Annotated in this window: 22 protein-coding genes; 11 read left to right on the top strand and 11 right to left on the bottom strand. The window is 68.9% G+C overall.

Translation table 11 applies throughout. From position 1 onward, the window contains the following. Positions 1-24: 24 nt before the first annotated feature. On the bottom strand, positions 25-2,097 hold the full coding sequence (locus QM517_RS04485) for a DNA gyrase/topoisomerase IV subunit B (RefSeq protein WP_292891577.1): 2,073 nt from the start codon (positions 2,095-2,097) through the stop codon (positions 25-27). Between the two features lie 162 nt (positions 2,098-2,259). Between QM517_RS04485 and QM517_RS04480 the strand changes: the two genes are divergently transcribed. Beyond that, positions 2,260-2,481 carry a DUF7455 domain-containing protein gene (locus QM517_RS04480; protein ID WP_077051464.1) on the top strand — a complete coding sequence of 74 codons (222 nt, stop codon included), beginning with the start codon at positions 2,260-2,262 and terminating at the stop codon, positions 2,479-2,481. 31 nt (positions 2,482-2,512) lie between these two features. Here QM517_RS04480 and QM517_RS04475 read toward each other — a convergent pair whose 3' ends face one another. The 3 genes from QM517_RS04475 to QM517_RS04465 all read right to left on the bottom strand — a co-directional run bounded on the left by QM517_RS04475 (position 2,513) and on the right by QM517_RS04465 (position 5,246). Beyond that, a complete protein-coding gene (locus QM517_RS04475) occupies positions 2,513-3,571 on the bottom strand; it encodes an alanine racemase (RefSeq protein WP_283285484.1) in 1,059 nt (352 codons plus the stop codon). Then, positions 3,568-4,152, bottom strand: a complete 585-nt coding sequence (locus QM517_RS04470; RefSeq protein WP_283285483.1) for an alanine racemase C-terminal domain-containing protein — start codon at positions 4,150-4,152, stop codon at positions 3,568-3,570. The genes QM517_RS04475 and QM517_RS04470 overlap by 4 nt, the downstream gene beginning before the upstream one ends. 65 nt (positions 4,153-4,217) lie before the next feature. Next, on the bottom strand, positions 4,218-5,246 hold the full coding sequence (locus QM517_RS04465; RefSeq protein WP_077051467.1) for a sugar-transfer associated ATP-grasp domain-containing protein: 1,029 nt from the start codon (positions 5,244-5,246) through the stop codon (positions 4,218-4,220). A gap of 146 nt (positions 5,247-5,392) precedes the next feature. Here QM517_RS04465 and QM517_RS04460 point away from each other — a divergent pair, with 146 nt between their 5' ends. Then, positions 5,393-6,427 (top strand): sugar-transfer associated ATP-grasp domain-containing protein, encoded by a 1,035-nt coding sequence (locus QM517_RS04460; RefSeq protein WP_283285480.1) that lies wholly within the window; start codon positions 5,393-5,395, stop codon positions 6,425-6,427. Between the two features lie 36 nt (positions 6,428-6,463). Here the strand turns inward: QM517_RS04460 and murJ are convergent, their stop codons facing one another. The 4 genes from murJ to QM517_RS04440 form a co-directional block, all read right to left on the bottom strand. Further along, positions 6,464-8,056: a murein biosynthesis integral membrane protein MurJ gene (gene murJ / locus QM517_RS04455; RefSeq protein WP_077051469.1), complete on the bottom strand. Its 1,593-nt coding sequence runs from the start codon at positions 8,054-8,056 to the stop codon at positions 6,464-6,466. 10 nt (positions 8,057-8,066) lie between these two features. Next, entirely contained in the window at positions 8,067-8,768 is a 702-nt protein-coding gene (locus QM517_RS04450) for a coenzyme F420-0:L-glutamate ligase (RefSeq protein ID WP_283285477.1), read from the bottom strand. Beyond that, positions 8,765-10,087, bottom strand: a complete 1,323-nt coding sequence (locus QM517_RS04445; RefSeq protein ID WP_077051471.1) for an RNA polymerase sigma factor — start codon at positions 10,085-10,087, stop codon at positions 8,765-8,767. Before QM517_RS04445 ends, QM517_RS04450 begins: the two co-directional genes overlap by 4 nt. Positions 10,088-10,384: 297 nt before the next feature. Beyond that, entirely contained in the window at positions 10,385-11,311 is a 927-nt protein-coding gene (locus QM517_RS04440; RefSeq protein WP_077051472.1) for a proteasome assembly chaperone family protein, read from the bottom strand. A gap of 85 nt (positions 11,312-11,396) precedes the next feature. On the opposite strand from QM517_RS04440, the gene QM517_RS04435 reads away from it, so the two are divergent. Genes QM517_RS04435 through sucB form a run of 3 tightly spaced genes read left to right on the top strand, consistent with a single transcriptional unit; the run spans position 11,397 to position 16,074 of the window. Then, the gene (locus tag QM517_RS04435; RefSeq protein ID WP_283285474.1) at positions 11,397-12,863 is read left to right on the top strand and encodes a leucyl aminopeptidase; all 1,467 of its coding nucleotides are present in this window, start codon (positions 11,397-11,399) and stop codon (positions 12,861-12,863) included. After that, a complete protein-coding gene (gene lpdA / locus QM517_RS04430) occupies positions 12,860-14,233 on the top strand; it encodes a dihydrolipoyl dehydrogenase (RefSeq protein WP_283285472.1) in 1,374 nt (457 codons plus the stop codon). Before QM517_RS04435 ends, lpdA begins: the two co-directional genes overlap by 4 nt. 53 nt (positions 14,234-14,286) lie before the next feature. Next, on the top strand, positions 14,287-16,074 hold the full coding sequence (sucB, locus tag QM517_RS04425; RefSeq protein WP_283285470.1) for a 2-oxoglutarate dehydrogenase, E2 component, dihydrolipoamide succinyltransferase: 1,788 nt from the start codon (positions 14,287-14,289) through the stop codon (positions 16,072-16,074). A 17-nt stretch (positions 16,075-16,091) separates the two neighbouring features. On the opposite strand, the gene QM517_RS04420 is transcribed toward sucB, so the two are convergent. Further along, the gene (locus QM517_RS04420) at positions 16,092-17,183 is read right to left on the bottom strand and encodes a hypothetical protein (RefSeq protein ID WP_283285468.1); all 1,092 of its coding nucleotides are present in this window, start codon (positions 17,181-17,183) and stop codon (positions 16,092-16,094) included. A gap of 120 nt (positions 17,184-17,303) precedes the next feature. Between QM517_RS04420 and QM517_RS04415 the strand changes: the two genes are divergently transcribed. Beyond that, on the top strand, positions 17,304-18,014 hold the full coding sequence (locus QM517_RS04415) for a DUF4191 domain-containing protein (protein ID WP_283285466.1): 711 nt from the start codon (positions 17,304-17,306) through the stop codon (positions 18,012-18,014). A gap of 44 nt (positions 18,015-18,058) precedes the next feature. Here the strand turns inward: QM517_RS04415 and QM517_RS04410 are convergent, their stop codons facing one another. Further along, positions 18,059-18,487 carry an RDD family protein gene (locus QM517_RS04410; protein ID WP_283285465.1) on the bottom strand — a complete coding sequence of 143 codons (429 nt, stop codon included), beginning with the start codon at positions 18,485-18,487 and terminating at the stop codon, positions 18,059-18,061. A gap of 132 nt (positions 18,488-18,619) precedes the next feature. On the opposite strand from QM517_RS04410, the gene glnA reads away from it, so the two are divergent. The 4 genes from glnA (at position 18,620) to QM517_RS04390 (ending at position 23,184) form a co-directional block, all read left to right on the top strand. Beyond that, the gene (glnA, locus tag QM517_RS04405; protein WP_076490424.1) at positions 18,620-20,044 is read left to right on the top strand and encodes a type I glutamate--ammonia ligase; all 1,425 of its coding nucleotides are present in this window, start codon (positions 18,620-18,622) and stop codon (positions 20,042-20,044) included. 139 nt (positions 20,045-20,183) lie between these two features. Beyond that, a complete protein-coding gene (locus QM517_RS04400; protein WP_283285463.1) occupies positions 20,184-20,561 on the top strand; it encodes a hypothetical protein in 378 nt (125 codons plus the stop codon). Beyond that, positions 20,561-22,525: an alpha/beta hydrolase gene (locus QM517_RS04395; protein WP_283285461.1), complete on the top strand. Its 1,965-nt coding sequence runs from the start codon at positions 20,561-20,563 to the stop codon at positions 22,523-22,525. The genes QM517_RS04400 and QM517_RS04395 overlap by 1 nt, the downstream gene beginning before the upstream one ends. Before the next feature lie 185 nt (positions 22,526-22,710). Further along, positions 22,711-23,184: a hypothetical protein gene (locus QM517_RS04390; RefSeq protein WP_283285459.1), complete on the top strand. Its 474-nt coding sequence runs from the start codon at positions 22,711-22,713 to the stop codon at positions 23,182-23,184. 3 nt (positions 23,185-23,187) lie between these two features. Here QM517_RS04390 and QM517_RS04385 read toward each other — a convergent pair whose 3' ends face one another. Continuing rightward, positions 23,188-23,502, bottom strand: a complete 315-nt coding sequence (locus tag QM517_RS04385; protein WP_283285458.1) for a DUF2277 domain-containing protein — start codon at positions 23,500-23,502, stop codon at positions 23,188-23,190. A 116-nt stretch (positions 23,503-23,618) separates the two neighbouring features. Here QM517_RS04385 and QM517_RS04380 point away from each other — a divergent pair, with 116 nt between their 5' ends. Then, entirely contained in the window at positions 23,619-25,313 is a 1,695-nt protein-coding gene (locus QM517_RS04380; RefSeq protein ID WP_283285457.1) for a long-chain-fatty-acid--CoA ligase, read from the top strand. Positions 25,314-25,319 lie beyond the last annotated feature (6 nt).

Raw genomic sequence — 25,319 nt, 5'->3', positions numbered from 1 at the left:
CGCGGAGCGGGGGTGCGCGACGTCTCAGACGTCGATGCGCTCGCGCGCCAGCCGATCGCTGGAATCGACGATGAACTCGCGACGGGGAGCGACGTCACTGCCCATGAGGAGATCGAACACCTGGGCCGCCTCTTCGATGTCGCGCACCTGCACCCGCCGCAGGGTGCGGCCGGCGCGGTCCATCGTGGTCGTCGCGAGCTGATCGGCATCCATCTCGCCCAGGCCCTTGTACCGCTGGATCGGTTCCTGCCAGCGCTTGTTCGACTTCTTGAGCTTCGCGAGCAGGCCGTGCAGCTCCTGCTCGCTGTAGGTGTAGATCGTCTCGTTGGGCTTGGACCCGGGATTCATCACGATGACCCGGTGCAGCGGCGGGACGGCGGCGAAGACGCGCCCCGCTTCGACGAGCGGGCGCATGTAGCGGAAGAACAGGGTCAACAGCAGCGTGCGGATGTGGGCGCCGTCGACGTCGGCGTCGCTCATCAGGATGATCTTGCCGTAGCGTGCGGCGTCGAGGTCGAACGAGCGGCCGGAGCCCGCGCCGATGACCTGGATGATCGAGGCGCACTCGGCGTTGGACAGCATGTCGCTGATCGACGCCTTCTGCGTGTTCAAGATCTTGCCGCGGATCGGGAGCAGGGCCTGGTACGCGCTGTTGCGGGCATCGCGGGCGGTGCCGAGCGCCGAGTTCCCCTCGACGATGAACAGCTCGGAGTCGGCCACGTCGTTCGAGCGGCAGTCGACGAGCTTCGACGGCAGCGAGGACGACTCGAGCGCGTTCTTGCGGCGCTGCGTCTCTTTGTGGGTGCGCGCGGAGATGCGCGCCTTCATCTCGGAGACGACCTTCTCGAGCAGCAGCGCCGTCTGCGCCTTGTCGTCGCGTTTGGTCGACGCGAAGCGCTCGGTCAGCTCCTTCGAGACGACCTGCGTCACGATCTGCCGCACGGCCGGGGTTCCGAGGACCTCCTTCGTCTGGCCCTCGAACTGCGGCTCGGGAAGACGGACCGTGAGGACGGCGGTGAGACCCGCGAGGATGTCGTCCTTCTCGATCTTGTCGTTGCCGACCTTGAGCTTGCGCGCGTTCTGCTCGACCTGGGTACGCAGGATCTTCATGAGGCCCTGCTCGAAGCCCTGCTGGTGCGTGCCGCCCTTGGGCGTGGCGATGATGTTCACGAACGACCGCGTGGTCGTGTCGTAGCCGGTGCCCCAGCGCACGGCGATGTCGACCTCGCACTCGCGCTGCACCTCGGTCGGCACCATCGAGCCGCCGGGCTGGAGGACGGGCACGGTCTCGGTGAACGTGCCCGTACCGGTCAGCCGCCAGGTGTCGGTGATCGCGGAGTCGGGGGCGAGGAAGTCGGCGAACTCCGAGATGCCCCCGTCGAAGCGGTAGCTCGTCTCGACCGGCTCATCGCCCCGCTCGTCGGTGATGACGATCTCGAGACCCGGCACGAGGAACGCCGTCTGCCGGGCGCGCTGCACGAGCTCGTCGAAGCCGAACGCGGCATCCTTCGTGAAGATCTGCCGGTCGGCCCAGTAACGGATGCGGGTACCGGTCGCGCCGCGCGGGGCCTTGCCGACGACCCGCAGCTCGCTGCTCGAGTCGTACGGCGTGAAGGCCGAGTCGGGACCGTCGCCCGCGAACACCCCGGGCTCGCCGCGGTGGAACGACATCGCGTACGTCTTGCCGCCGCGGTCGACCTCGACGTCGAGGCGCTCGGACAGCGCATTGACCACCGAGGCGCCGACGCCGTGCAGACCGCCGGAGGCCGCGTACGACCCGCCGCCGAACTTGCCGCCGGCGTGCAGCTTCGTGAAGACGACCTCGACGCCCGTGAGTCCGGTGCGGGGTTCGACGTCGACCGGGATGCCACGGGCCCGGTCGCGGACCTCGACGCTGCCGTCGGGATGCAGCAGGACGTCGATCCGAGTGCCGAATCCGCCGAGGGCCTCGTCGACGGAGTTGTCGATGATCTCCCACAGGCAGTGCATGAGACCGCGGGAGTCGGTGGACCCGATGTACATGCCCGGGCGCTTGCGCACCGCTTCGAGTCCTTCGAGGACCTGGAGATGATGGGCGGAATACTCGGACGTCACGATCTCTCAGCGTAATCGGCGGCTCCGACATCGGCTTGCAGACACACAGCGAGGTCGGGTCACCGTACGCGCACAGCGAAATGTGATCAAGCCGCGGCATAGGCGAAACATCCGCGTGGTTGTATATGGAGACTCGCCCACGATCACCCGAGGAGGGCACCCGACATGACCACCACGACTGCACCCGACGCGTCCGCCGTCCTCGATCACCGCCTCACGGCAGCCGATCGCTGCGACTCCTGCGGAGCGCAGGCCTACATCGCCGCCGAAGTCAACGGCAGCGAGCTCCTCTTCTGCGCCCACCACGGGCGCAAGTACGAAGAGAAGCTCCGCAGCATCGCCACCTCGTGGCACGACGAGACCGCTCGTCTGCACGCCGCCGACTGACCTTTCACGTCCGAACGGGCTCCGACTGCGCTCACCGAGCGCGACGGGGCCCGTTCGTCGTATACCGCCGGGGGACGAGCGGTGACACCCGGAGCGCGATCTCCTCGCCGATCGTGTCGATGAGTTCGGCGAGGTCGGTGGCCGACGCCACTCCCCCGCGCCCCCACACCGTCACGATGTCACCGGGCGCGGCCTCCGACCATGTCTCGACGAGCGTGGAGCCCGGCTCGATGGTGAGGACGCGCCGGGGTCCCGCCGGGGTCGCCACCGAGAAGCGACCCTCCAGGACCGAGGGGAGCCCGTGCAGGCTGCCGAGGTCGAGGCGTACCGCGTCGCCCTCCACGGCCGTGACCGTGGCCACGAGCGTCGAGATCGGCTCGATCCCGAGCTCCTGTTCGCCCGGGCCGCCGGCGGGGCGGATGCCGTAGGAGAATGCCCCGACTCTGACGAGGTCCTCGCGGAACGGCGCTCGCGCGAACCCCGCCGCACTGGCGGCCAGGTGCGAGAACCGCGGCGCCAGGCCCGCGTCGACGGCCGCAGCCCGTGCGGCGAGGAAGATCTCGCGGGCGTCGTCGTCGTCGGCATCCGAGGCCTCCGCGATGTGCGACCACAGCCCCTCGAACGAGGCCTTCCCCTCGCCGACGAGGGTCGACAGGGTCTCGAGCGCTCGACTCCAGTCCTCGGGACGGATGCCGTTGCGGTGCAGGCCCGTGTCGATCTTGAGGTGCACCCGGGCCGGTGACGGCGGCGTGTCCTGCGCCGCGAGGTCGGCGAGGAGCGCTTCGTCGCCGATGCCCAGGTCGAGGTCTGCGGCGATGCCGCCCGCGAGGTCGTCGGCTCCCCCGAGAAGCCAGACGAAGATGCGCACGTCCGGGCCCGCGACGGCGCGCACCGCGCGCCCGGTCTCGACGTCGAACGCGCCGATCCAGCTCACACCCTCGGCCACCGCTCGCCGGACGATTCGATCGAGTCCGTGGGAGTAGGCGTCGTCCTTGACGACGAGCATGTGCCGTGCGGGCTCGACGGCCTCGCGGACACGGGCGAGGTTCCGGGCGAACGCGTCGAGGTCGACCCGGTACTCGGCGCTCACGCGATCACCGTCCGCACGGCGCGGGCACCGACGGCGGCGACGATCTCGCCGGCGGTCCAGCCGGTGGCATCCGTCCACTCCCGGAGCGAAGGGTGACCGGCCTCGGGGTCGCCGAAGAAGACCACTCCGCTGCCCCGCGGCGGACGCGCGTCGTCGACGTCGACGACGCAGACGTCCATGGCCACTCGTCCGACGATGCGGTGACGGCGACCGTCGATGACGACGTCAGCGACGTTCCCGAGCGAGCGCACCACGCCCTGCGCGTACCCGCCGGTCACCAGCGCCACGGTCGTGTCGCGCGGCGCACGGTGGGTGTATCCGTACGAGACGCCCTCACCGGTGAGCAGCGCCTTCGTCCCGAGGACACGCCCGTGCAGCGACAGCACCGGCCGCGCGCGGAGGTCTCCGCCCGGAAGACCGAAGAGGGTGGCGGCCTCGAGCTCGTCGGGGTCGACCCCGACGGATGCCAGGACGGATGCCACCCACTGGGCGCCGTGTCCCCACGCGTCGGCGGCGAGCACGTCGTCGGCGGCGCCGACCGGCGCGAGCCGCGCGTTCGCGCGCAGGTTCCGCTCCGACACGCGAGCGACGGGAGAGACTCCCCCGGCGGTATCGGATGCGGCGGGCACCACGGCGTCGGGAGTCATCAGCGGCGGAGGGCGTCGCCCATCAGCCGCTCGTGGCGCGGCCGCGAGCCCTCGCGGATACCGGTCGTGCTCACGCGCGTCTCGTAGAGCCCGGGGATCCAGTTGCCCTCGATGAGGACCGGCCCCTCGGGTCCGACCGCGACGTCCCAACCGACGTACGGAACCTCCGGGATGCGCCGGGCGGCCTTGTCGACGAGCGCGAGGGCCTGATCCCAGAGCGGAACCTGGAAGTCCACGATGGACTGCTGCGACTCGGGGTGGACGTCGTAACGGCTCTTGTGCTTGCCCGTGTGGCCGGGGCCGACGGAGTGCCCGTCGTCGTCGAGCATCGTGAAGAAGCCGCCCCAGGTGAACTGGTCGCTCACCGCTCCGCGCCCGAACTTCTGGACCATCACCATGGGGTGGACGGTCTCGCCGTCGAAATACGTGGTGATGCGGGTCGTGTTCACCGTCCCCGCGCAGTACGACGCGAGGTAGGGGTGCTGCACGATCGGCTGCTCGATGAGGATCTGGCCCTTTTCGACGAGCTCGGCGCGGAAGGCGTCCCAGTCCGTCACCTCGGCGGTGTCGTAGCGGAAGACGCCCTTCCCTTCGCGGCTCACCGGCACCTTCGCGATGATCACGGGGTGGCGCTCGGCGAAGTCCTTGAGCGCGGCGGTGTCCGTGGTGTCCAGCTGCATCCACTCGCGCCCCAGGAACTCCTCGAACGCGCGGTTGAAGTTGAGCTTGTTCTCCAGCGTCTTGGCGACCTCGCGGTCGTTCACCGCGGTGGCGAGGTGGTGCTGGATGAGGGAGGTCATGAACGTCTTGCGCTCGCGACGGTTCAGCAGCGCGAAGTCAGCCTCGTAGTAGTCGATGTAGGCGGTGTCGTGGAACGCCGCCCACCAGAGCATGTCGACGAGCACGAACGGGGCGAACTTGCCCTGCTCCTGCCCGATCTGACGCGCGAACGTCCAGACGCGGGAAGGGCGGAATGCGGCGACGCGCTTGAGGAAGTAGGCGGCGCGCGCCTTCGGGGAGATGTCCATCGGCAGGCTGATCGCTTTCTCGTCCGGAGGTCAGTCGCCGCTCAGATGAACGTCCGTCGCAGCGCTTCCGAAGTACCCATCATACGAGGCCGACCTCTGGGAGCCGGCGCCCCGGCGGCTCGGTGGCGCTGTGTTAGCGTGTCGAGGTGTCACAGAGGTCTCTGCGCGTCCGGTACCTGCTGCAGCGAGCTCGACGCCTGAGTCTGGGCAACGTCACCGAGTTCGCCGGCCAGGTGAAAAAGGTCTCCCGCGCGCCACTCCCCGTCATCATCGCCGACATGCTCTGGTCGTCGGTGCGCTACGAGATGGGCTTCCGCGACTACGCGGTCTGGGACATCCGTCTCCTCAACGGTCGTGAACGACGGACCTGGATGACGCACCCCAAGGCGATCCGCCTGAACAACACGCTCAACGGCCCCGATTCGGCGGCCCTGCTGGGCGACAAGCCGCGGTTCTACCGCGACTTCGCGGACATGATCGGCCGCGAGTGGATCGACGCCTCCACGGCGACCGAGCAGGAGCTCACGGACTTCCTCGCACGGCATCCGCGTGTCCTGGTCAAGCCCGCACTCGGCGAGGGCGGTCGCGGCATCACCACCTTCACCCGCGACGAGATCCCCGACGTCGCCGCGTGGCGTGCGACCCTGGTGTCCGAGAACCGTGCGTTGGTCGAGGAGATCCTCCCCCAGCACGCGGACATGGCCCGCCTGTACCCGGGCAGCGTCAACACGCTCCGGCTCATCACGTTCCGCCGCGACGACGGCAGCTTCCACCTCATCGCCTCCGTGCTGCGGATCGGCAACGGCGGGGTCGTCGACAACTTCGCCGGCGGTGGCATGTTCACCATGGTCGACGACGACGGCGTCGCGCAGTGGGCCGGTGTCGACAAGAACTCGAACGTGTTCGCGCGGCATCCGGTGACGGGCGTCGACATCGCGGGATTCCAGGTGCCGCTGTTCGCCGAGGCGCTCGCCATGGTCGAGGAGGCCTCGCGTCGCCTCCCCACCGTGCCGTACGTGGGCTGGGACGTCGCCATCACGCCGGACGGCCCCGCGCTCATCGAGGCCAACCACAACTCCAGCGTCTTCCAGATGAAGCCGAGCGTGTCCGGCATCCGGACGGGGCTCCTGCACCGCTACCGCGACGCGATCGGTCCTGGCATCCTGGAACGTCGCCGCTGAGGAGCGTCGGCCGGCGGACCGCCCGGGCCCGCAGCGTCAGCGGCGCCCGAAGCGCCCGCGCACGAGCGTGATCGCCGACGTCAGCTCCGGCGTCCGCAGCCCCGCGAGGATGCCGAGGTAGATCGCGCCCGCGACGGAGCAGATGAGCGCCGTGCCGACCGCGCCGAAGAACAGGTTGTCGAGCATCCATCCCTGATCGGCGCCGGACCACAGGTAGATCCCCCACCCGGCGAAGGCGGCCGGAATCGCGGCGCCGACGAAGACCGCCAGCGAGGTGACGGCCTTCCGGATGCCGAGGGGGCCGATCTTCCGGCGGAGCAGCCAGATCGCGAGCAGGAGCTCGAGGATGCCGCAGAGCGTCTGCACAGAGGCGACCGTCGCCGTCAGGAACTCCTTCGGGACCATGACGGCCAGGAGCGTGAGGACGACCACGAGGACACCCTGAGCAAGAGTGAAGAAGAACGGGGTCCGCGTGTCGCCGTAGGCGTAGAACGTCCGCTGGATGATGAACAGCACGGCCATCGGCACCAGGCCGACGAGGAACGCGACGAGCACGGGCGCGGCCAGGAGCGCGTCGCCGGCGCTGCTGGTGAAGATGCGCGAGGCGGGAGCTGCCGCGGCGATGAGTGCGCCGGCCGAGATCACGACGAACAGGCCGAGGATGCGGATCGCCGCGCTGATGTCGGCGCGGACGTCGTCGCCACGACCGGCCGCGGCGTGTTCGGCGATCCGCGTGAAGTACGGCGTCCCGATGGACAGCACGATCAGCGAGTACGGCACCATGTAGATCAGCCAGGCGTTGCCCCACACGGCGACGGACGCGTTCTCGCCGGACGCGGCGCTCATGACGTTCACCTGGACGAGCCCGGCGAGCAGCGTCACGACGACCATGCCGAACGTCCAGGTGGCGAGGCTCCCCATGCTGCCGAAGCCCACCCCGCGCCAGCGGAAGTCGGGACGGAGCGGGATGCCGGATCGGCGCCAGGCGACGGCGAGGACGACCGTCTGCGCGATGATGCCCAGCGTCGCCGTTCCGCCGACCAGCGCGATGGAGGACGGCGTCCACCATCCGACCTCGGTGCGGTGGAACCCGAACAGCACGATGAACAGCCCGAAGCCCGCGATCGAGACGATGTTGTTGATCACGGGCGCCCACGCGTACGGAGTGAACATGCGGCGGGCGTTCAGACTCTCGCCGATCAGCGCGAACATGCCGTAGAAGAAGATCTGCGGCAGGCACCAGTAGGCGAACGCCACCGTCAGGTCGCGCGTCGCGCCGTCGTACCCGCTCGCCATCACGGCGACGAGCGCCGGCGCGAGCGCGAGCGCCACCGCCGTGGTCAGGAGCAGGATCGCCGCCCCGGCCGTGATCAGCTTGGGGAGGAAGATCCGACCACCGTCGGCCTGCGCGCTCACCGCCACGACGCGGGGCACGATCACGCCGGTCAGCAGACCCGTCGAGATCAGCGTCAGCACCGTGTTCGGCAGCTGGTTGGCGACGTAGAAGGCGTCGGCCGATGCGCCCACCGAACTGATCGCGGCGACCAGGACGATGGTGCGCACCAGCCCCGTCATGCGCGACACCAGGGTGCCCGCGGCGATGAGGCTGCTCGCCCGTGCGAGATTCATCGAGTGCGCGTCAGGCCGCGGCGCGGACGATACCCAGCGGCGTGGACTCGTGTCCCTGGCCGAGCGGGTTGTCCTTGAGGATCGCGACGAGACGCTTCTCTCCGGCCTTGTCCATCGTCGAACCGAGGATGTTGCCACCCAGGTCGTTGATATCGACGACGGCGACCTCGAGATCGATGCCCAGCAGAGCCTTCAGGCGTGCCGCGACCTCGCGCGGACGCTCCGGCCCCAGCACGACGGCCTGGTTGTACGGCGGGATCGTGCCCTTGGTGGGGCCGTCGATCGCGCGCGCCTTGTCGCCGGCGATGCGGTAGAAGTCGCCCTTCCGCCCGAACGCCTTGGTCACGGCCGAGACCGCTGCGGCGAACAGGATGCGGGGGGTGCCGCATTCGCGCAGGGCCATCTCCATCGTCTCGGGCATGCCGAGTCCGATGCCGTACGGCGTCCGGGTGACGTACTTCGACAGGAACAGGGCGAGCTTGCGCGGCTTGATGCTGTCGAGCTTGAACGAACGACCCTGCGTGATCGCCACGATCTTCTCGGTGACGAACAGCAGGTCGCCCGGCTGCACGGCATCCTTCGCGTACTCGAGGATGAACGCGTCGAGATCGTCGCCCGGCATGACGACCCGGGTGCGGATCGGGATGCGGGCGTACGAGGTGCCCTCGACGGTGCGGGTGAGCGCCTTGCCGGCGTTGGCCTCCTCGCTCATTCGAGGTAGTCCCGCAGCGACTGCGAACGGCTGGGGTGCCGGAGCTTCGCCATGGTCTTGGACTCGATCTGGCGGATGCGCTCACGCGTCACGCCGAAGGTGTCGCCGATCTGGTCGAGCGTCTTGGGCTGGCCGTCGCCGAGACCGAAGCGCATGCGGATGACGCCCGCCTCGCGCTCGCTGAGCGAGTCGAGGAGCGACTCCAGCTGACGCTGCAGCATGGTGAAGCCCACCGCGTCGGCCGGGACGACCGCCTCGGTGTCCTCGATCAGGTCACCGAACTCGCTGTCGCCGTCTTCACCGAGGGGCGTGTGCAGCGAGATCGGCTCGCGGCCGTACTTCTGCACCTCGATGACCTTCTCGGGGGTCATGTCGAGTTCGCGGCTCAGCTCTTCCGGGGTGGGTTCGCGACCGAGGTCCTGCAGCATCTGGCGCTGGACGCGCGCGAGCTTGTTGATGACCTCGACCATGTGCACGGGGATGCGGATGGTGCGGGCCTGGTCGGCCATGGCGCGCGTGATCGCCTGACGGATCCACCAGGTGGCGTAGGTCGAGAACTTGAAGCCCTTGGTGTAGTCGAACTTCTCGACCGCACGGATCAGACCCAGGTTGCCCTCCTGGATGAGGTCGAGGAACTGCATGCCACGACCGGTGTAGCGCTTGGCGAGCGAGACGACGAGACGCAGGTTGGCGCCGAGCAGGTGGCTCTTGGCGCGCTGGCCGTCGCGGGCGACCCACTGGAGGTCGAGGCCCAGCTGGCTGGTCTTCTCGGCCGCCGACATGTTCGACAGCTTCTCTTCCGCGAACAGACCGGCCTCGATGCGCATGGCGAGCTCGACCTCTTCGGCCGCGTTCAGCAGCGGGACCTTACCGATCTGCTTCAGGTAGTCCTTAACGGGGTCGGCCGTGGCGCCGGTGATCTGCGCCGAGTAGACCGGGACGTCGTCCTCGTCGCTCGAGGAGATGACGATCGCGCCGGTGGGAAGTGCCTCGGCGGGCGCGGCCGGCGACTCGTCGTCGTCGTCGCTCTCGTCGTCGGACTTCTTCGCCGCGGGCTTGGCCGCGTCGTCTCCGTCGGTGTCGTCGTCGTCGGAGTCGTCGGCGACCTCGATGTCTTCGTCGATGTCTTCTTCGACGTCGTCCTCTTCGAGGTCGTCGTCGGACTTGGCCTTGGATTTCGCCTTGGCCGGGGTCGCCTTCGCCTTGGCGGGAGCCTTCTTGGCCGCGGTCTTCTTCGACGCGGTCGTGGTCTCCTCGGCAGCGTCGAGGTCGGTGTCCTTCTCACTGCCGGAGCGGGTCTTGGTGTTCGTGCCTGCCACGTTTCGCCTTTCACCGGGAACGCATGTTGCACGGCCGCCGGTCGTTCTCGGACACTAGTAAGACCCTTGTCAAGTCCGATCCTGTGGAGCGGGCTCCAGGTTCGGCCGACAACGGGTCAGGTTCTTCATTGTCTCACATCCCCGGCGCGGGACTTGACGTGCACCGGGCATATATGCGTATGCAACGACGCGCTATGCCTCGGTATTCCCCGTGACGCGGGAGCGATCCCACGTCACAGGCCCGTCGTTCCGACGTCCGGACCGCGAAAGGCGCTCCGCGCGTCGACTTCCTGTGCGTCAGCCCAGCCGGCCGCGGCGATCGTCGTCGCCCGGTCGATTGGCGAGGAAACGCTCGAGTTCCGCCGCCAGTTCGTCGGCGCTCGGCAGATCGCCGGTGTGGATGATGGGCGTCGCCTGCGTCGAGCCCGCCATGTACGCGTCGTAGCGCTCCTCGAGGCCCTGCAGCATGCGCGTGAGCTCTTCGCTGCCCTCGACCTGCTCGGTGACCTTCCCGAGGAACTCGCGGTTCTCTTCACGCAGCACTTCGCCGGAGAAGACGAGTCCCGTGGCGACGGTCAGGCTGTCGAGACCGGCCAGCGCCGCCGCGGGGTACTCGGTGTCGCCGAGGTAGTGCGGGACGAGAAGGGCGAAACCGGCGATCTTCGCTCCGGCTTCGGCGAACCGGTACTCGAGCAGATGACCCACCGTGGAAGGGATCTGCGTGTGCGGGCGCCAGACCGAGTGCGCCTCGGCGAGGTCGCTTCGAGTGCCGCTCACCGTGGTGCCGATCGGGCGTGTGTGGGGCACGGGCATGGGAATGGCGTGCACCCAGGTGATCGAGGACACCTGAAGGCCGGCGCTGAGCTCGAGAACGCTCTCGGCGAACGCCTCCCAGAGGAAGTCGGGTTCGTACCCCGCGAGGAGTAGGAACGGATGACCGAGCGAGTCGTGTGCGAGCGAGAGCTCGAGACGCGGGGGCCGGTAGTCCGTCAGGTGGTCTTCCACGAAGGTGATGACGGGACGCCGCGCGCGGTAGTCGAGCAGCGTGTCGTTGTCGAAGACCACGACGGGGTGGGGTTCGAGATCGTCGCGGAAGTACTCGACCAGACGGGTGACCGCTCCGCCCGCGTCGGTGAATCCGGTGAGCGCGATGACCAGCGGGAGCCCGGATGGCACCGGCGGCGCGGCGGGGGCGCGGTCGTACAGCGGTGCGGGATGCGGCATGCCTCCACTCTACGAGCCGTGTCCGACACGACGACGGCGGTGCGTCCCGCTGCTAGCGAACACCCGCGAACCTAGGATGGAAGCTATGCCATTCCCCTCCGTGACGTACTCCGATGTCCCCGTCCTCGACTCCGGCGCCGATGCGATCCTCCTGGTGGTCGCGAAGTCCGACGGCTCGGAGCCGGACCCGGCTGGATGGGACGGTCTGAACGCTTCGCTCGCCGCCGTGGGTTTCTCCGGCGGCGCCGGTTCGTTCCAGCGCGTGCACGTTCCCGGTGTGACCCTCCCGGTCGCGGTGGTCGGCGCGGGCGCGACGCCGGACGTGGCCGCCCTTCGGGATGCGGTCGGTACGGGCCTGCGCCAGCTGACGGGTTTCGAGCACGTCGCGGTGCAGCCGATGGTGGATGCCGCCTGGGCTCCGCTCGCCGAGGGTGCGGCGCTGGGCGGTTACCGTTTCGCCGGGTACAAGAGCGAGACGCCGAAGGCCCGCGCCTCCCGCGTGAGCGTCCACGGGACGACGCCGCCCACGGATGCCGAGCAGACCGGGGTCGCGGCGGTCGCCGGTGCGGTCGCGCTCGTGAAGGACCTCGTCACGACGCCCGCCGAGTGGCTCGGTCCGGCCGACTTCGCCGACGCCGCCGTCGCGTCCGTCGAGGGCCTTCCTGTCACGGTGACCGTGCTCGACGAGCACGCGCTCACGGACGGCGGCTACGGCGGCATCCTCGGCGTCGGCCAGGGCTCGGATCGTCCGCCGCGCCTGGTCCACCTCGAATACTCCCCCGCTGATGCCGACCGCCACGTCGCCCTCGTGGGCAAGGGCATCACGTTCGACACCGGCGGGCTGTCGCTGAAGCCCGCGGCATCCATGGTCGGGATGAAGTACGACATGTGCGGTGCCGCGACGGTGCTCGCCGTGCTCCGGGCCGCCGCCGAGATGGCCCTGCCGGTCCGGGTGAGCGCCTGGCTGTGCATCGCCGACAACATGCCGTCGGGTCGCGCGACGCGCCCGGGCGACGTGCTGCGCATGCTGGACGGCACCACTGTCGAGGTGCTGAACACCGACGCCGAGGGGCGCCTGGTGCTCGCCGACGGGCTCGTCGCCGCGAGCCGCGAGAACCCCGACCTCATCGTCGACGTGGCCACCCTCACGGGCGCGATCACGGTCGCTCTGGGCAACCGCCACACCGGGGTGATGGGCGACGACGAGGCGGTGGCCGAGTATCTCGCCGCCGCGGGCCGCGTGGCCGAGCTCGCCTGGCAGCTCCCCCTCCCCGCGCACATGGTCGACGAGCTGGACTCCCCCATCGCCGACCTGCAGAACGCCAAGATCGGCGACCCGGCGGGCGGGTCCCTGTTCGCCGGCCTCTTCCTGCGGCATTTCGTCGGGCGCGTCTCCGAGGACGCGGATGCTCCGCGCATCCCGTGGGTGCACCTGGACATCGCCGGTGTCGGGATGAACAAATCCGCCCCGCACGGGTTCACGGACAAGGGCGTGACGGGCGCCACGGTGCGTTCGCTCGTCGAACTCCTCTCCGCGGGGAGCGCGCGGTGACCGAGTTCACGGCCGACGTCGTCGTCCTCGGCGGTGGCAGCGGCGGCTATGCCGCCGCCCTGCGGCTCGCCGAGCTGGGCAAGGACGTCGTCCTCATCGAGAAGGACAAGCTCGGCGGCACCTGCCTGCACCGGGGCTGCATCCCCACGAAGGCGCTGCTGCACGCGGCCGAGGTCGCCGACGCGGCTCGCGGTGCGGGCGACATCGGCGTCCTGGCGTCGTTCGGGGGGATCGACCCCGCCGGCGTCCGGGCCTACCGCGAAGGCATCGTCGCGAAGAAGTTCAAGGGCCTCGAGGGGCTCATCTCCGCGCGCGGCATCCGCGTGGTCCGGGGCGAAGGCTCGCTCGAGAGCGGCGCGACCGTGCGGGTGGGCGACGACGTCTACCGCGGGTCGGACGTGATCCTCGCGACCGGGTCCTACAGCCGGACGCTCCCGGGGCTCGACATCGGGGGTCGCGTCCTCACCAGCGAGCAGGCGCTCGACCTGGATGTCGTGCCCGAGCGCGTGGTCGTGCTCGGCGGCGGGGTCATCGGCGTGGAGTTCGCGAGCGTATGGCGATCGTTCGGCGTCGAGGTGACGATCGTCGAGGCGCTCCCCCATCTTCTGCCCGCGGAGGACGTCTCCTCCAGCAAGGCGCTGGAACGTGCGTTCCGCAAACGCGGGATCGGGTTTCAGCTCGGGCGGCGCTTCTCCGCCGTGACGCAGACCGAGTCCGCCGTGACCGTGAGCCTCGACGACGGGACGAACCTCGAGGCCGACTACGTCCTCGTCGCGGTCGGCCGGGGGCCTGCCACCGCGGGTCTGGGGTTCGAGGACGCGGGTGTCCGGCTCGACCGCGGGTTCGTCCAGACCGACGAGCGACTGCGCACCACGGCCCCGCACGTCTGGGCCGTCGGAGATATCGTGCCCGGGCTCCAGCTCGCGCACCGCGGCTTCCAGCAGGGCATCTTCGTGGCGGAGGAGATCGCCGGTCTGTCTCCCGTCCTCGTGCCCGACGTCGACGTGCCGCGCGTCGCCTACTCGCACCCCGAGGTCGCCTCCGTGGGGCTGACGGAAGCACAAGCCCAGGAGCGCTTCGGTGCCGATGCCGTCCGCGCCTACGAGTACAACCTGGCAGGCAACGGCCGCAGTGAGATCATCGGGACCGCGGGCATCGTGAAGATCGTTCGCCGCATCGACGGTCCCGTCGTCGGGGCTCATCTCGTCGGAGACCGCGTCGGCGAACTCATCACGGAAGCGCAACTCGCCGTCGGGTGGGAAGCCCACCCCGAGGACATCGCCCCGTTCGTCCACGCCCACCCCACGCAGAGCGAAGCATTGGGTGAGGCCTTCCTCGCCCTGGCCGGCAAGCCCCTGCACGCACTCTGACCCCCAGCCGTCACTAAGCTAGACACCGCATCCGGTACGAAGGAGACATATCCATGAGCACTTCCGTCGTCCTCCCCGCTCTCGGCGAGAGCGTGACCGAGGGAACGGTCACCCGCTGGCTCAAGCAGGTGGGTGACACCGTCCAGGAGGACGAAGGTCTGTTGGAGATCTCGACCGACAAGGTCGACACCGAGATCCCCTCGCCCGTCTCCGGCGTGATCGAGGAGATCCTCGTCCAGGAGGACGAGACCGTCGAGGTCGGCGCCGTCCTGGCGAAGATCGGTGACGGCTCCGGCGCGCCGTCCTCGGACGACGCTCCCGAGGCCGCCCCGGCCGAGGAGTCCCCGGCCCCCGCCGCCGAGGAGCAGGCCGCGCCGGCCGCGGAGTCGGCCCCCTCCGACTCGGCCCCCGCCGAGCAGTCCGCCCCCGCCACGTCGTCCGACGCGACCGAGGTCAAGCTCCCCGAGCTCGGTGAGAGCGTCACCGAGGGCACGATCACCCGGTGGCTCAAGGCCGTGGGCGACGACGTCGCGGTCGACGAGCCCCTGCTCGAGATCTCGACCGACAAGGTCGACACCGAGATCCCCTCGCCGGTCGCCGGCACGCTGCAGGAGATCCTCGTCCAGGAGGACGAGACGGTCGCCGTCGGTTCGGCCCTCGCCCGCATCGGAAGCGGCGCGGCCGCCCCGGCTCAGGTGCAGCCCGCCCCGGCCATCGAGGAAGAGCCCATCCAGCAGCCGCAGCCCAACGAGGTGCCCGAGCAGCCCGCTGCCCCCGCGGAGCAGCCCGCTGCCCCCGCGCAGCAGCCCGCCGCCCCCGCGCAGGAGAAGCCGGCCGAGCAGCCCGCCCCGGCGGCGCAGCCTGCCGCGCCTGCAGCTCCTGCCGCCGCTCCGTCGGCTCCCGCCTCCAGCGGCGACGAGGTCACGTACGTGACGCCGCTGGTGCGCCGCCTGGCCCAGCAGCAGGGCGTCGACCTCGCCACCGTCACCGGTAGCGGCGTCGGCGGACGGATCCGCAAGGAGGACGTGCTCAAGGCCGCCGAGGCCGCAAAGTCGGCCCCGGCTGCTGCTGCTGCTGCTGCCCCCGCTGCTGCCGCCGCACCCGCTGCGCCGGTCGAGGTCTCGCCGCTGCGCGGAACGACGCAGAAGATGTCGCGTCTGCGCAAGGTCATCGCCGAGCGCGCGGTCGCATCGATGCAGGCCACGGCTCAGCTGACGACCGTCGTCGAGGTCGATGTCACCAAGGTCGCGGCGCTCCGCGATCGCGTCAAGGGCGAGTTCCAGCAGAAGACGGGCGACAAGCTGTCGTTCCTCCCCTTCTTCGCCCTCGCCGCCATCGAGGCGCTGAAGACCTACCCGATCATCAACTCCACGGTCGAGGGCGACGAGATCGTCTACCCCGCCCACGAGAACGTCGCGATCGCCGTCGACACCGAGCGCGGCCTGCTCACCCCGGTCGTCAAGGACGCCGGCGAGAAGAACATCGCCCAGCTCGCTCGCGAGATCGCCGATCTGGCGGCCCGGACGCGCGACAACAAGCTGAAGCCCGACGAGCTCGCCGGTGGCACCTTCACCCTGACGAACACGGGTTCGCGTGGCGCGCTGTTCGACACGCCGATCGTCTTCCTCCCGCAGTCGGCCATCCTCGGCCTCGGTGCGGTCGTGAAGAAGCCCGGTGTGGTCTCGGTCGACGGCAAGGATGCGATCTCGGTCCGTTCGTACGTCTACCTGGCGCTCTCGTACGACCACCGCATCATCGACGGTGCCGACGCGGCCCGCTTCCTCGGTGCGGTCAAGGCCCGTCTTGAGGCTGCGCAGTTCGAAGGCGACCTCGGGATCTGATCTCCGCCCTTCCCGGCTCATGATGGCTGGTCCGCGACGTCTCTGACGGAGCGGACCAGCCATCGGTCTTCCTGCCGGACGAGCGTGACGTACTGAGTCCGGCCGTCCGCCGATAGTCGCACCACCGCCAGCCCGCCGAAGTCGTCGACCACGTCGAGGTCGGCGACGGCGGGATCCCAGGGGGCCGGATCGCCCGAGCCGGCGGCGGACTCGCGGAGCCGCGAGGTGCACTCTTCGTCCGCGCACGCCGCAAGAGACGCCAGCAGGCTCGCCGCCGCAGCGCGCACGTCGTCGGTCTCCGACGCTGCCGCGCCCGCCCCGACAGCGTTCTCTTCGCTCGCGGCCGATGGTGATGCCTGGCGGTCGGAGGACGAGGCCGTCCCCGGCACCGGCGCCGCGTCTTCGGAATCGGGTTCCGCCGAGAACGCACCCTCCGCGGTCGGCGTCGCGGAGGGCAGGCGCCCGGGTGGGGCGGTCGCGGCCGCGGCCGACGCCACCCGCGCCGGGTGGTCCTCGCTCGTCGTGGCCGGCTCCACCCTCGGGACGAGCGTCATCGCCACGACGGCGAGCACGGCCGCGACGCCGACACCCAGTGCCAGCACGGGCGGTCGGATCCGGCGCACGGACGCCGTGACGCGCCCGATGAACGTCGGAGCAGTGGCATCCTGCTCGTCGCGTGCCGCGCGCGGCGCGACCGCCTCGGTGGGTGCCAGAGGACCGAGCACGAGCGGTTGTGGCTCGACGACGGCGAGGAGGCGTTTCTCGAGGAGGGCCCACGTGGGCGGGGGGTCCGTCAGCACTCCGTCGCGTAGGCGTGCGAAGCCGGGCCGGACGTCGGCGCTCACGAGCGACGCCACTTCGTTGAGGACGGTGACCGTGGCGGCGAGCACGTCGTCTCCGCCCGGGTGGGCGACGAGGACCGGCCGCCCCTCGGGGGTCAGCCGCCACTCTCCGGGCGCGGCTCGTGACGGAGCGGTGGCGCATCCGCGCACGACCGCGATCGCCAGCGTCGCGGCTTCGCCCGCCGTCAGGGCGTGGGCGCTTCGGCCTCGACGGCGGAGGTAACCGGAGACGGTGTCGATCGTCGGCGGGGATGGCGTCGGCTGCATGCCTCGAGGCTGTCGCAGCACGCCGCAGACCGGCGGGCCGCCGAAGGCGTTCCGGGGAGGGATCCTCGATCACGGACGAAGGGGAGGAGGGGTGCTGAGGGCGAAGATAGAATCATCTGCATGGCTGCTCGCACCTCCACCCCCGAGAAGCGTCCGGGATTCTTCTCCCAGCTTCGCACCCTGTACACCTTCACGCAGAAGGAGTACCGCTGGCTGCCCTTCGCGCTGGCCGGCATCGTCCTCGCGGGCACCGGGCTCGGCGTGCTCGTCGGCTTCCTGATCCCTCCGGTCGCCGTCTGGAGCGTCATCCTGTGGGGTGTCACGGGTCTCCTGGCCGGCATCCTGGTCGGGATGATCATGATGACCCGTCTGTCCACGCGGGCCATGTACCGCCGGATGGACGGCATGCCGGGCGCGACCGGTCACGTCATCTCTTCTTCGCTCGGCCGCAACTGGCAGGCGTCCGAGACACCCATCGGCGTGAACCCCCGCACGCAGGAGGCGGTCTACCGCGCGATCGGCCGCGGCGGCGTGGTCCTCATCGGTGAGGGTTCGCAGACGCGCCTGTCCCGTCTCGTCAATGAGGAGCGGGCGCGCGTCCAGCGGGTCGCCGCCGGTGTTCCGGTGACGGTGTTCTACGTCGGACACGGCGATGGCGAGGTCGAGATCAAGAACCTGGCCTCCGCGATCAAGGCTTTGCCGAAGAAGGTCGACCGCACGACGCAGGCGGCGGTCATCAAGCGCGTGTCGTCGGTGTCGCAGGGGTTGTCGTCGCTGCCGATCCCCAAGGGCGTCGACCCGACGAAGATGCGCGCCCCGCGTCCCCGCTGATCATCGACGAACGGCCCCGCTCCGGCGGGGCCGTTTCTCGTTGTTCAGCTGCGGACGAGCACCGTGCCGACGGCCTTGTCGTGGAGGCCGCGTTGGTCGGAGTCCCACACGACAGCGGGGATGATGAGGCCCAACAGGAGGGTGCGGATGATCGGGCGCCAGACGCCCACCCATCCCCCGGATGCCAGTTCGAGACGCATCCCCAGCAGGCGGTGCCCCGGACTCCCGCCGATCAGCGGGATGAACACGATCTGCACCAGGAAGAAGATGAGATTGGTCGCGAGCGGGTTCGCGAACGGAACCCCCGTCACCGGATCCGGCGCCGAGAAGAACGCGAAACCGATGAGGCCGGCGCACGCGACGTCGATCAGCAGCGCGGCGATGCGCCGACCGGGACGTGCGATGGACCCGCGTCCCTCGCGGGGAAGGCCGAGCCGCTGGCCCGGATACTCGTTCTCGACGGGGACGGTCACGGCATCCAGCGTAATCGGGCCTCCGTAACATGCCGGAAACATCCGAGATATGACCGAGACACCGGTTCTGGATAGGGTCGAGGAGGTCGGCTCAGGCTGGCCGATCCCGAATGTTCTACCTCTGGAGTCTTCATGTTCAAAGATTCGTCCGAGGTGCTGAAGTTCATCCAGGACGAGGACGTCAAGTTCCTCGACATCCGTTTCACGGATCTTCCTGGCGTGCAGCAGCACTTCAACATTCCCGCGTCGACCGTCGACGAGGAGTTCTTCACCGTCGGACAGCTGTTCGATGGCTCGTCGATCCGCGGGTTCGCGAACATCCACGAGTCGGACATGCAGCTCATCCCCGACGTGACCACGGCGTACCTCGACCCGTTCCGCGAGGCGAAGACGCTCATCATGGTCTTCGACATCTACAACCCGCGCAACGGCGAGATCTACTCGAAGGACCCGCGTCAGGTCGCCAAGAAGGCCGAGAAGTACCTCGCCTCCACCGGCATCGCCGACACCGCGTTCTTCGCGCCCGAGGCCGAGTTCTACATCTTCGACGACGTCCGCTACGAGGTGAAGCAGAACGCCAGCTTCTACTCCGTGGACTCCGAGGAAGGCGCCTGGAACACCGGTCGCGTGGAAGAGGGCGGCAACCTCGCCAACAAGACGCCCTACAAGGGCGGCTACTTCCCCGTCTCCCCCGTCGACAAGCAGGCCGACCTCCGCGACGACATCAGCCTCAAGCTGATCGACGCCGGCCTCATCCTCGAGCGCGCTCACCACGAGGTGGGTACGGGTGGTCAGGCTGAGATCAACTACCGCTTCGACACCATGGTGCACGCGGCCGACGACATCCTGAAGTTCAAGTACATCGTCAAGAACACGGCTCTCGAGTGGGGCAAGGTCGCGACCTTCATGCCGAAGCCCCTCTTCGGCGACAACGGTTCGGGCATGCACACGCACCAGTCGCTGTGGAACGACGGCAAGCCGCTGTTCTACGACGAGACCGGCTACGGCGGGCTCTCCGACCTCGCGCGCTGGTACATCGGTGGCATCCTGGCTCACGCCCCCGCCGTGCTCGCCTTCACCAACCCGACCCTCAACAGCTACCACCGTCTGGTCAAGGGCTTCGAGGCTCCGGTCAACCTGGTGTACTCGGCCGGTAACCGCTCCGCGGCCATCCGTATCCCGATCACGGGCACGAACCCCAAGGCCAAGCGCATCGAGTTCCGTGCGCCGGACGCCTCGGGCAACCCGTACCTCGCGTTCGCCGCGCAGCTGATGGCCGGTATCGACGGCATCAAGAACCGCATCGAGCCGCACGAGCCCGTCGACAAGGACCTCTACGAGCTCCCCGCCGAAGAGGCTAAGAACATCCCGCAGGTTCCCAACTCGCTGCTCGACTCGCTCGAGGCCCTCCGCGCCGACCACGAGTTCCTGCTCGCCGGCGGAGTCTTCACCGAGGAGCTCATCGAGACCTGGATCGAGTACAAGATCGAGAACGAGATCCAGCCGATCGCTCAGCGTCCGCACCCCTTCGAGTACGAGCTGTACTTCGGGGTCTGACCGCCGATCATCCACGACGAAGCCCGTCCCCGCCGTTTCGCGGGGGCGGGCTTCGTCGTTGGCGGTCCGTACTAGATATCGCAAGCCCTGTGCATAACCGTGCCAGACCTCGCGAGGTTTGGCAGGATGGTCGTCAACGATGAAAGGGGCCATCGTGGGCGACTATCGGGTGGATCCGGACCGAGTGATCGGCGTGCTTGCGGGCGTGGATGACGCTGGGGCTGGCATCGCACGGGCAATCGACGAGACCGAGACGCTCGCACTCGAGGGCTTGAATCTGGTCGTCGATGGTCGGCGCACTCTCGCGAGCGCGTGGAGCGATTTTCTCGACGAACGGCGTTACGTACCCGGAAAGCTCGCCAATATCGTTGCCGCATCCGCATCTGCGGTGAGCGAAGCCACGACCGCTGTCGTCACAGGTGACGTCGACATGTCCTTTACGACGGCGGAAGCGGAGTCACGCGCCGTGGACGAGTGGGGTATCGATTCGTCGGTGTCCTACGGGCGGGGGTATTGATGAGTACGCCGCGCCTCGATGATCTTCCGCAGGTGGTCGACCCCACGGTTCTGACGGACCTCGGGGAGCGTCTCGTATCCATCGCAAATGCGGCGCAATCGTCTATGGCTGACGTGCGCCAGCGATGGACTCTGCTGAGTGACTCCGAGGTGTTTAACGTCTCCGGCGCGGAAGCCGTGCCCCACATGCTCGACCGTCCGGCCGCCGATGCCCGTAGCTTCTCCGAGGCGCTGGTGGAGGCACGCAACGCATTGTGGGATGCGGGGTCGATGGAGTTCCCCGACTTGAGGCATCGTCGTGAAGAACTTGCATCCAGGATTCCGACCGTGGTCGCCGATTACGACTCCGCTGTAGACGCCTCGGCTCGCGCGGACACCGTCTATCGATCGACGCGCGGTGCCGACGTCGACGCCTCGGTCGCCGCGGACGCGTCGCTTGTGCGACTAAATGCGTCGGTAACGCTGCGGTCGGCGGAAAGCGCGCTGGATTCCCTGAGCACCGATATTGACCGATTTCGCCGGGACGTGGAGGACGCCGAGGATCGCCTCGCGTCGCGCCTCCGGAACGTAGCGGGCGGAACGGCGGTGATTAACGCCGCAGGCGAACCCGTGCGAGTCGGTCAACTGTTCTGGGGTCACACGGAATCGGCCTACCCCGGCGCGCCGTCCGCCGCCTCGGTCAACCGCACGCTTTCAGAGCAGCTGGCGTACGTCCTCGGGCGCGCCGCTGAGCGCCGCATCGACTGGCTCTCTAGAGCAGACCCGGATGCCGTTCATTCGTGGCTCGGCGATCACCCGGACTTCGTGCAGTCGGTCGCCTTCATCGACCCGCAGCGCACGGGACCGTTGTTCGCCGATTTGATGGCATCATCCACGTCCGCCCCGGGTGGGGAGTGGATCGAAGGGCCGCTCGCTCAGCTGATGGCACTCGCTCCCCTTGTCGTCGGAAACATGAATGGCGTCTCGGCTGCGCAGCGGAACAGCTTCAACCTGAAGGGGCTGTCCGACGCGCTCGTGCGGGACGACCTCGATGCGGAGGTAGCTTCACGCCTTGCCGCTCTCAGGCGTGCGCTAGACGTGCGAACTCGGGACGGATCACGTCCTCTGCTCGTGGGGTTCTTCTTCGATAGCGATGGCTCTCCTCGGGCAAACCTGGCGTTCGGAGACATCGACTCTGCTGACCAGGTCACCACGCTGACGCATGGTATCAACACGGATTTGGGTTCCGTCGCGGAATGGTCCACAGGCAGCTCTGACCTTCAGGCAGCCTTGGCGCGTGAACTGGAACGGACAGGCGAACAGGGCACCGCGGCGGTGCTCCTCGTGATGGATTGGGATTCCGGCGATACCTTCCAGGTCTGGGGAATCGACCGCCCAGATGCCGGCGCGGCCAGGCTTGCTGAGACGTTGCGCGGTGTGCGTGTCACAAACCCGAGTGCACAACTCAATGTCGGCGCGCACTCGCTTGGGACGACGATGACCAGCCAGGTCATCGCTGACAACCCGGGGTTGGTCTCACACGCGTGGTTCTTCGGTTCAGCGGGCATCACGCCTGACACGCGTGATGCGCTGGCCGAGCAGGCGCGCACCGGTCAGATGGTGTTGTCCGCCACGCACGCGGACGCGGACTTCATCGCCCCCTTCGGCCGCAAAACTTGGCTGGGAAGCTTGCATCCCGAAGACCCCCGAGGCGTACCTGGCGTGTCGTCGTTCGGATCTGATGGCGGCGTCGTCGTCGGGTACGGATCGGCGCAAGGCGAGTTCGGCGAAGCGACAGATAGCCACGACGCGCACAATAGTGTGAAGCAGGAATTCGTCGGCTGGGGGGCGTCGTGGGACGGGTCTCCCTCGCCCCGATACGAGCCGGTTGAACAGACGGGATATCTCGACCCATCGGCCGAATCGTTCAAGCATTTCGTGGTTGGCTTACGCGAGGCCCTCGAAACAACTGGAGCGAGCCAATGAGTCAACGTGGGTGGGGTGCTATCCCCGTCGTGGTCGCCAGTGGCGTTGTGGCCGCGACCATTCTGACCGGATGTGGAGGTCCGCAGGTGTCTCCGACTCAATCGCCCAATGGGGCGCCCAGCAGTACTGGGGGTTTCGACGCCGCAAAGGCGGTCAACCTGGAGTTCAAGGCAACGGTCGCGGCCGTGCAGAAACAGATCTTCGACGGGGAGTGGCGCGTCGGCGCCTACGGCGACACGCCTCAAGCCTGCGGAGAGGGCTACGAATTCTCGTTACGACGTGAGCTTCCCGAGGGTTTCTCGTTCGACGGTCAGGGTCCCCAGCGGATGGACGAACTCCGGAGGTGGTTGGGCGACAACGGGTGGCAGCTCGCCCCGACGCCGACGTACGGCGAGGGGATTGAGAACATCGTGATCATGGCGGGCAAGCCGGAGGCGAAGGTGTCGCGTCTGGATGTCGACATGGTTCCGGCGAATCCCGCCGAGGGCACGATCGACGTGCTGGAGCTTCGGGCGACCTCCACGTGCGAGCCGGGCGACGCCGGTGCGCTCCTCGATGAGTTGCGGGGTCCGCTCACCGCGGTGCCGAGCGATGACGGCATCCCGGATCTGGAGAGCCCGGATGCCACTCCCCTGTTCGAGCGTTTCGACGAGGGGTGAGTGTCAGGACGCCGAGCGCGCGGCGCGCTTCTGCTCCTGGAACACCCGAATCGCCTCGTAGCGGTCCGCGGATCGCGCCTGCCGCTTCGCCGCCTCGACCTCGCGCGTCTTGGGCGGCGCCGTGGTGACCAGATCGTCCAGCAGTCGGCGGGTGGCCGCGGCGATCTCGTCCACGGCGCGATCGAACACTTCCTGATTCGCTCGCGAGGGCTTCGTCGTTCCCGCGATCTTGCGCACGAACTGCAGCGCCGCGTCGTGGCACTCGTCGTCCGAGGCCGGCGGCTCGAAGTTGTGGAGGGGGACGATGTTGCGGCACATGCCGACAGGGTAGGCCGCTCCCCCGCGCGGCGAAAGGGACCGCGCGCCCAAGCTCCCGGCATCCGCACAGGCGTCGCGCCGCTTTCGTGTCGGTGGCGTCGGGAAGGATGGATGCCATGACCTCCCCCTACGCGTCGCGTCCGTGGTTGAGCTCGTACGCCGAGGGCGTGCCCGACGACATCGACGAACCGTCGCAGACGCTGCCCGAGATGATCGCGGACTCCGTCGACCGATACGGCAAGGGTGTCGCGCTCGAATTCTTCGGCGCGCAGACGACCTACCGCGAGCTGGGCGACCAGATCTCCCGCGCGGCCGAGGGGCTGCGGCGTCTCGGCGTGACGGCGGGCGATCGCGTCGCACTCGTGCTGCCGAACTGCCCGCAGCACGTCGTCGCGTTCTACGCGGCGCTGCGGCTCGGGGCGATCGTCATCGAACACAACCCGCTCTACACCGCCCGCGAGTTGCGGCACCAGTTCGAAGACCACGGCGCGAGGTTCGCGATCGTGTGGGACAAGGTCGCCGATCTCGTCGCCGACTTCCCGTCGGATCTCGCCCTCGAGCACATCGTCAGCGTCGACGTCACCCGCGCGATGCCGTTCCGCACACGTCTGGCGCTGCGCCTGCCGGTGAAGAGGGCCCGCGAGTCGCGCGCGCAGCTGACGGCCGCCCCGTCGTCGAAGCGACCGACACCGTGGGAGGGACTCCTCACGCACGGCAAACTCTCGCGCAAGCACGAGGGCCCGCTCCTCGACGACATCGCGCTGCTGCAGTACACCAGTGGCACGACGGGCACGCCGAAGGGTGCGATCCTCACGCACGCGAACCTCCGCGCCAACGCGATGCAGGGGCGCGCGTGGGTGCCGGGCCTCCACGACGGCGAGGAGACGTTCTACGGCGTCCTCCCCCTCTTCCACGCCTACGGCCTCACCCTGTGCCTGACCTTCGCGATGAGCATCGGGGCGAAGCTCGTCCTGTTCCCGAAGTACGACCTCGACCTCGTGGCATCCGCGGTCAAGAAGAGCCCGCCGACCTTCCTTCCGGCCGTTCCGCCCATCTACGACCAGCTGGCCCGCGCCGCGTCCCGCGGCACCGTCGATCTCTCGACCGTGCGCTTCGCGATCTCGGGGGCGATGAGCCTGCCCGTGGCCACCGTCGACCGGTGGGAGCAGGCGACCGGGGGGCTGCTCGTCGAGGGGTACGGGATGACCGAGTCCTCGCCCGTGGCGCTCGGAAACCCGATCGGACCGTCGCGGCGCCCGGGCACCGTGGGCGTGCCGTTCCCGAGCACCGACATCCGCGTGGTCGACCCCGACGATCCCGAGAAGGACCTGCCGCTCGGTGAGGTCGGCGAACTGCTGCTGCGCGGACCGCAGGTCTTCGAGGGGTACTGGAACCGTCCGTCCGACACCGCGGCCACGCTCCTCGACGGCGGGTGGCTGCGCACCGGCGACATCGCTTCCGTCTCGACCGACGGCTTCGTCACGATCGTCGACCGGTTGAAGGAGATCATCATCACCGGCGGCTTCAACGTCTCACCCAGCGAGGTCGAGGACGTCCTCGTGTCGCATCCCGACATCGAGGGGGCGGCCGTCGTCGCCCTGCCCAAACCCCGCGGTGGCGAAGACGTCGCCGCCGCCATCGTCGTGCGGGACGGCGTCGCGATCGAGCCCGAGGGGATCCGCGACTACTGCAAGTCGCGGCTGGCCTCCTACAAGGTGCCGCGACGGGTGGTCGTCGTCGACGACCTGCCGCGGTCGCTCATCGGCAAGGTGCTGCGTCGTGAGGTGCGCGAGCGACTGATGGCATCCTGACTCCGG

It is taken from the genome of Microbacterium sp. IEGM 1404, assembly GCF_030056775.1.
Classification (GTDB): Bacteria; Actinomycetota; Actinomycetes; order Actinomycetales; family Microbacteriaceae; genus Microbacterium.
This window is presented reverse-complemented; position numbering and strand designations above follow the sequence as displayed.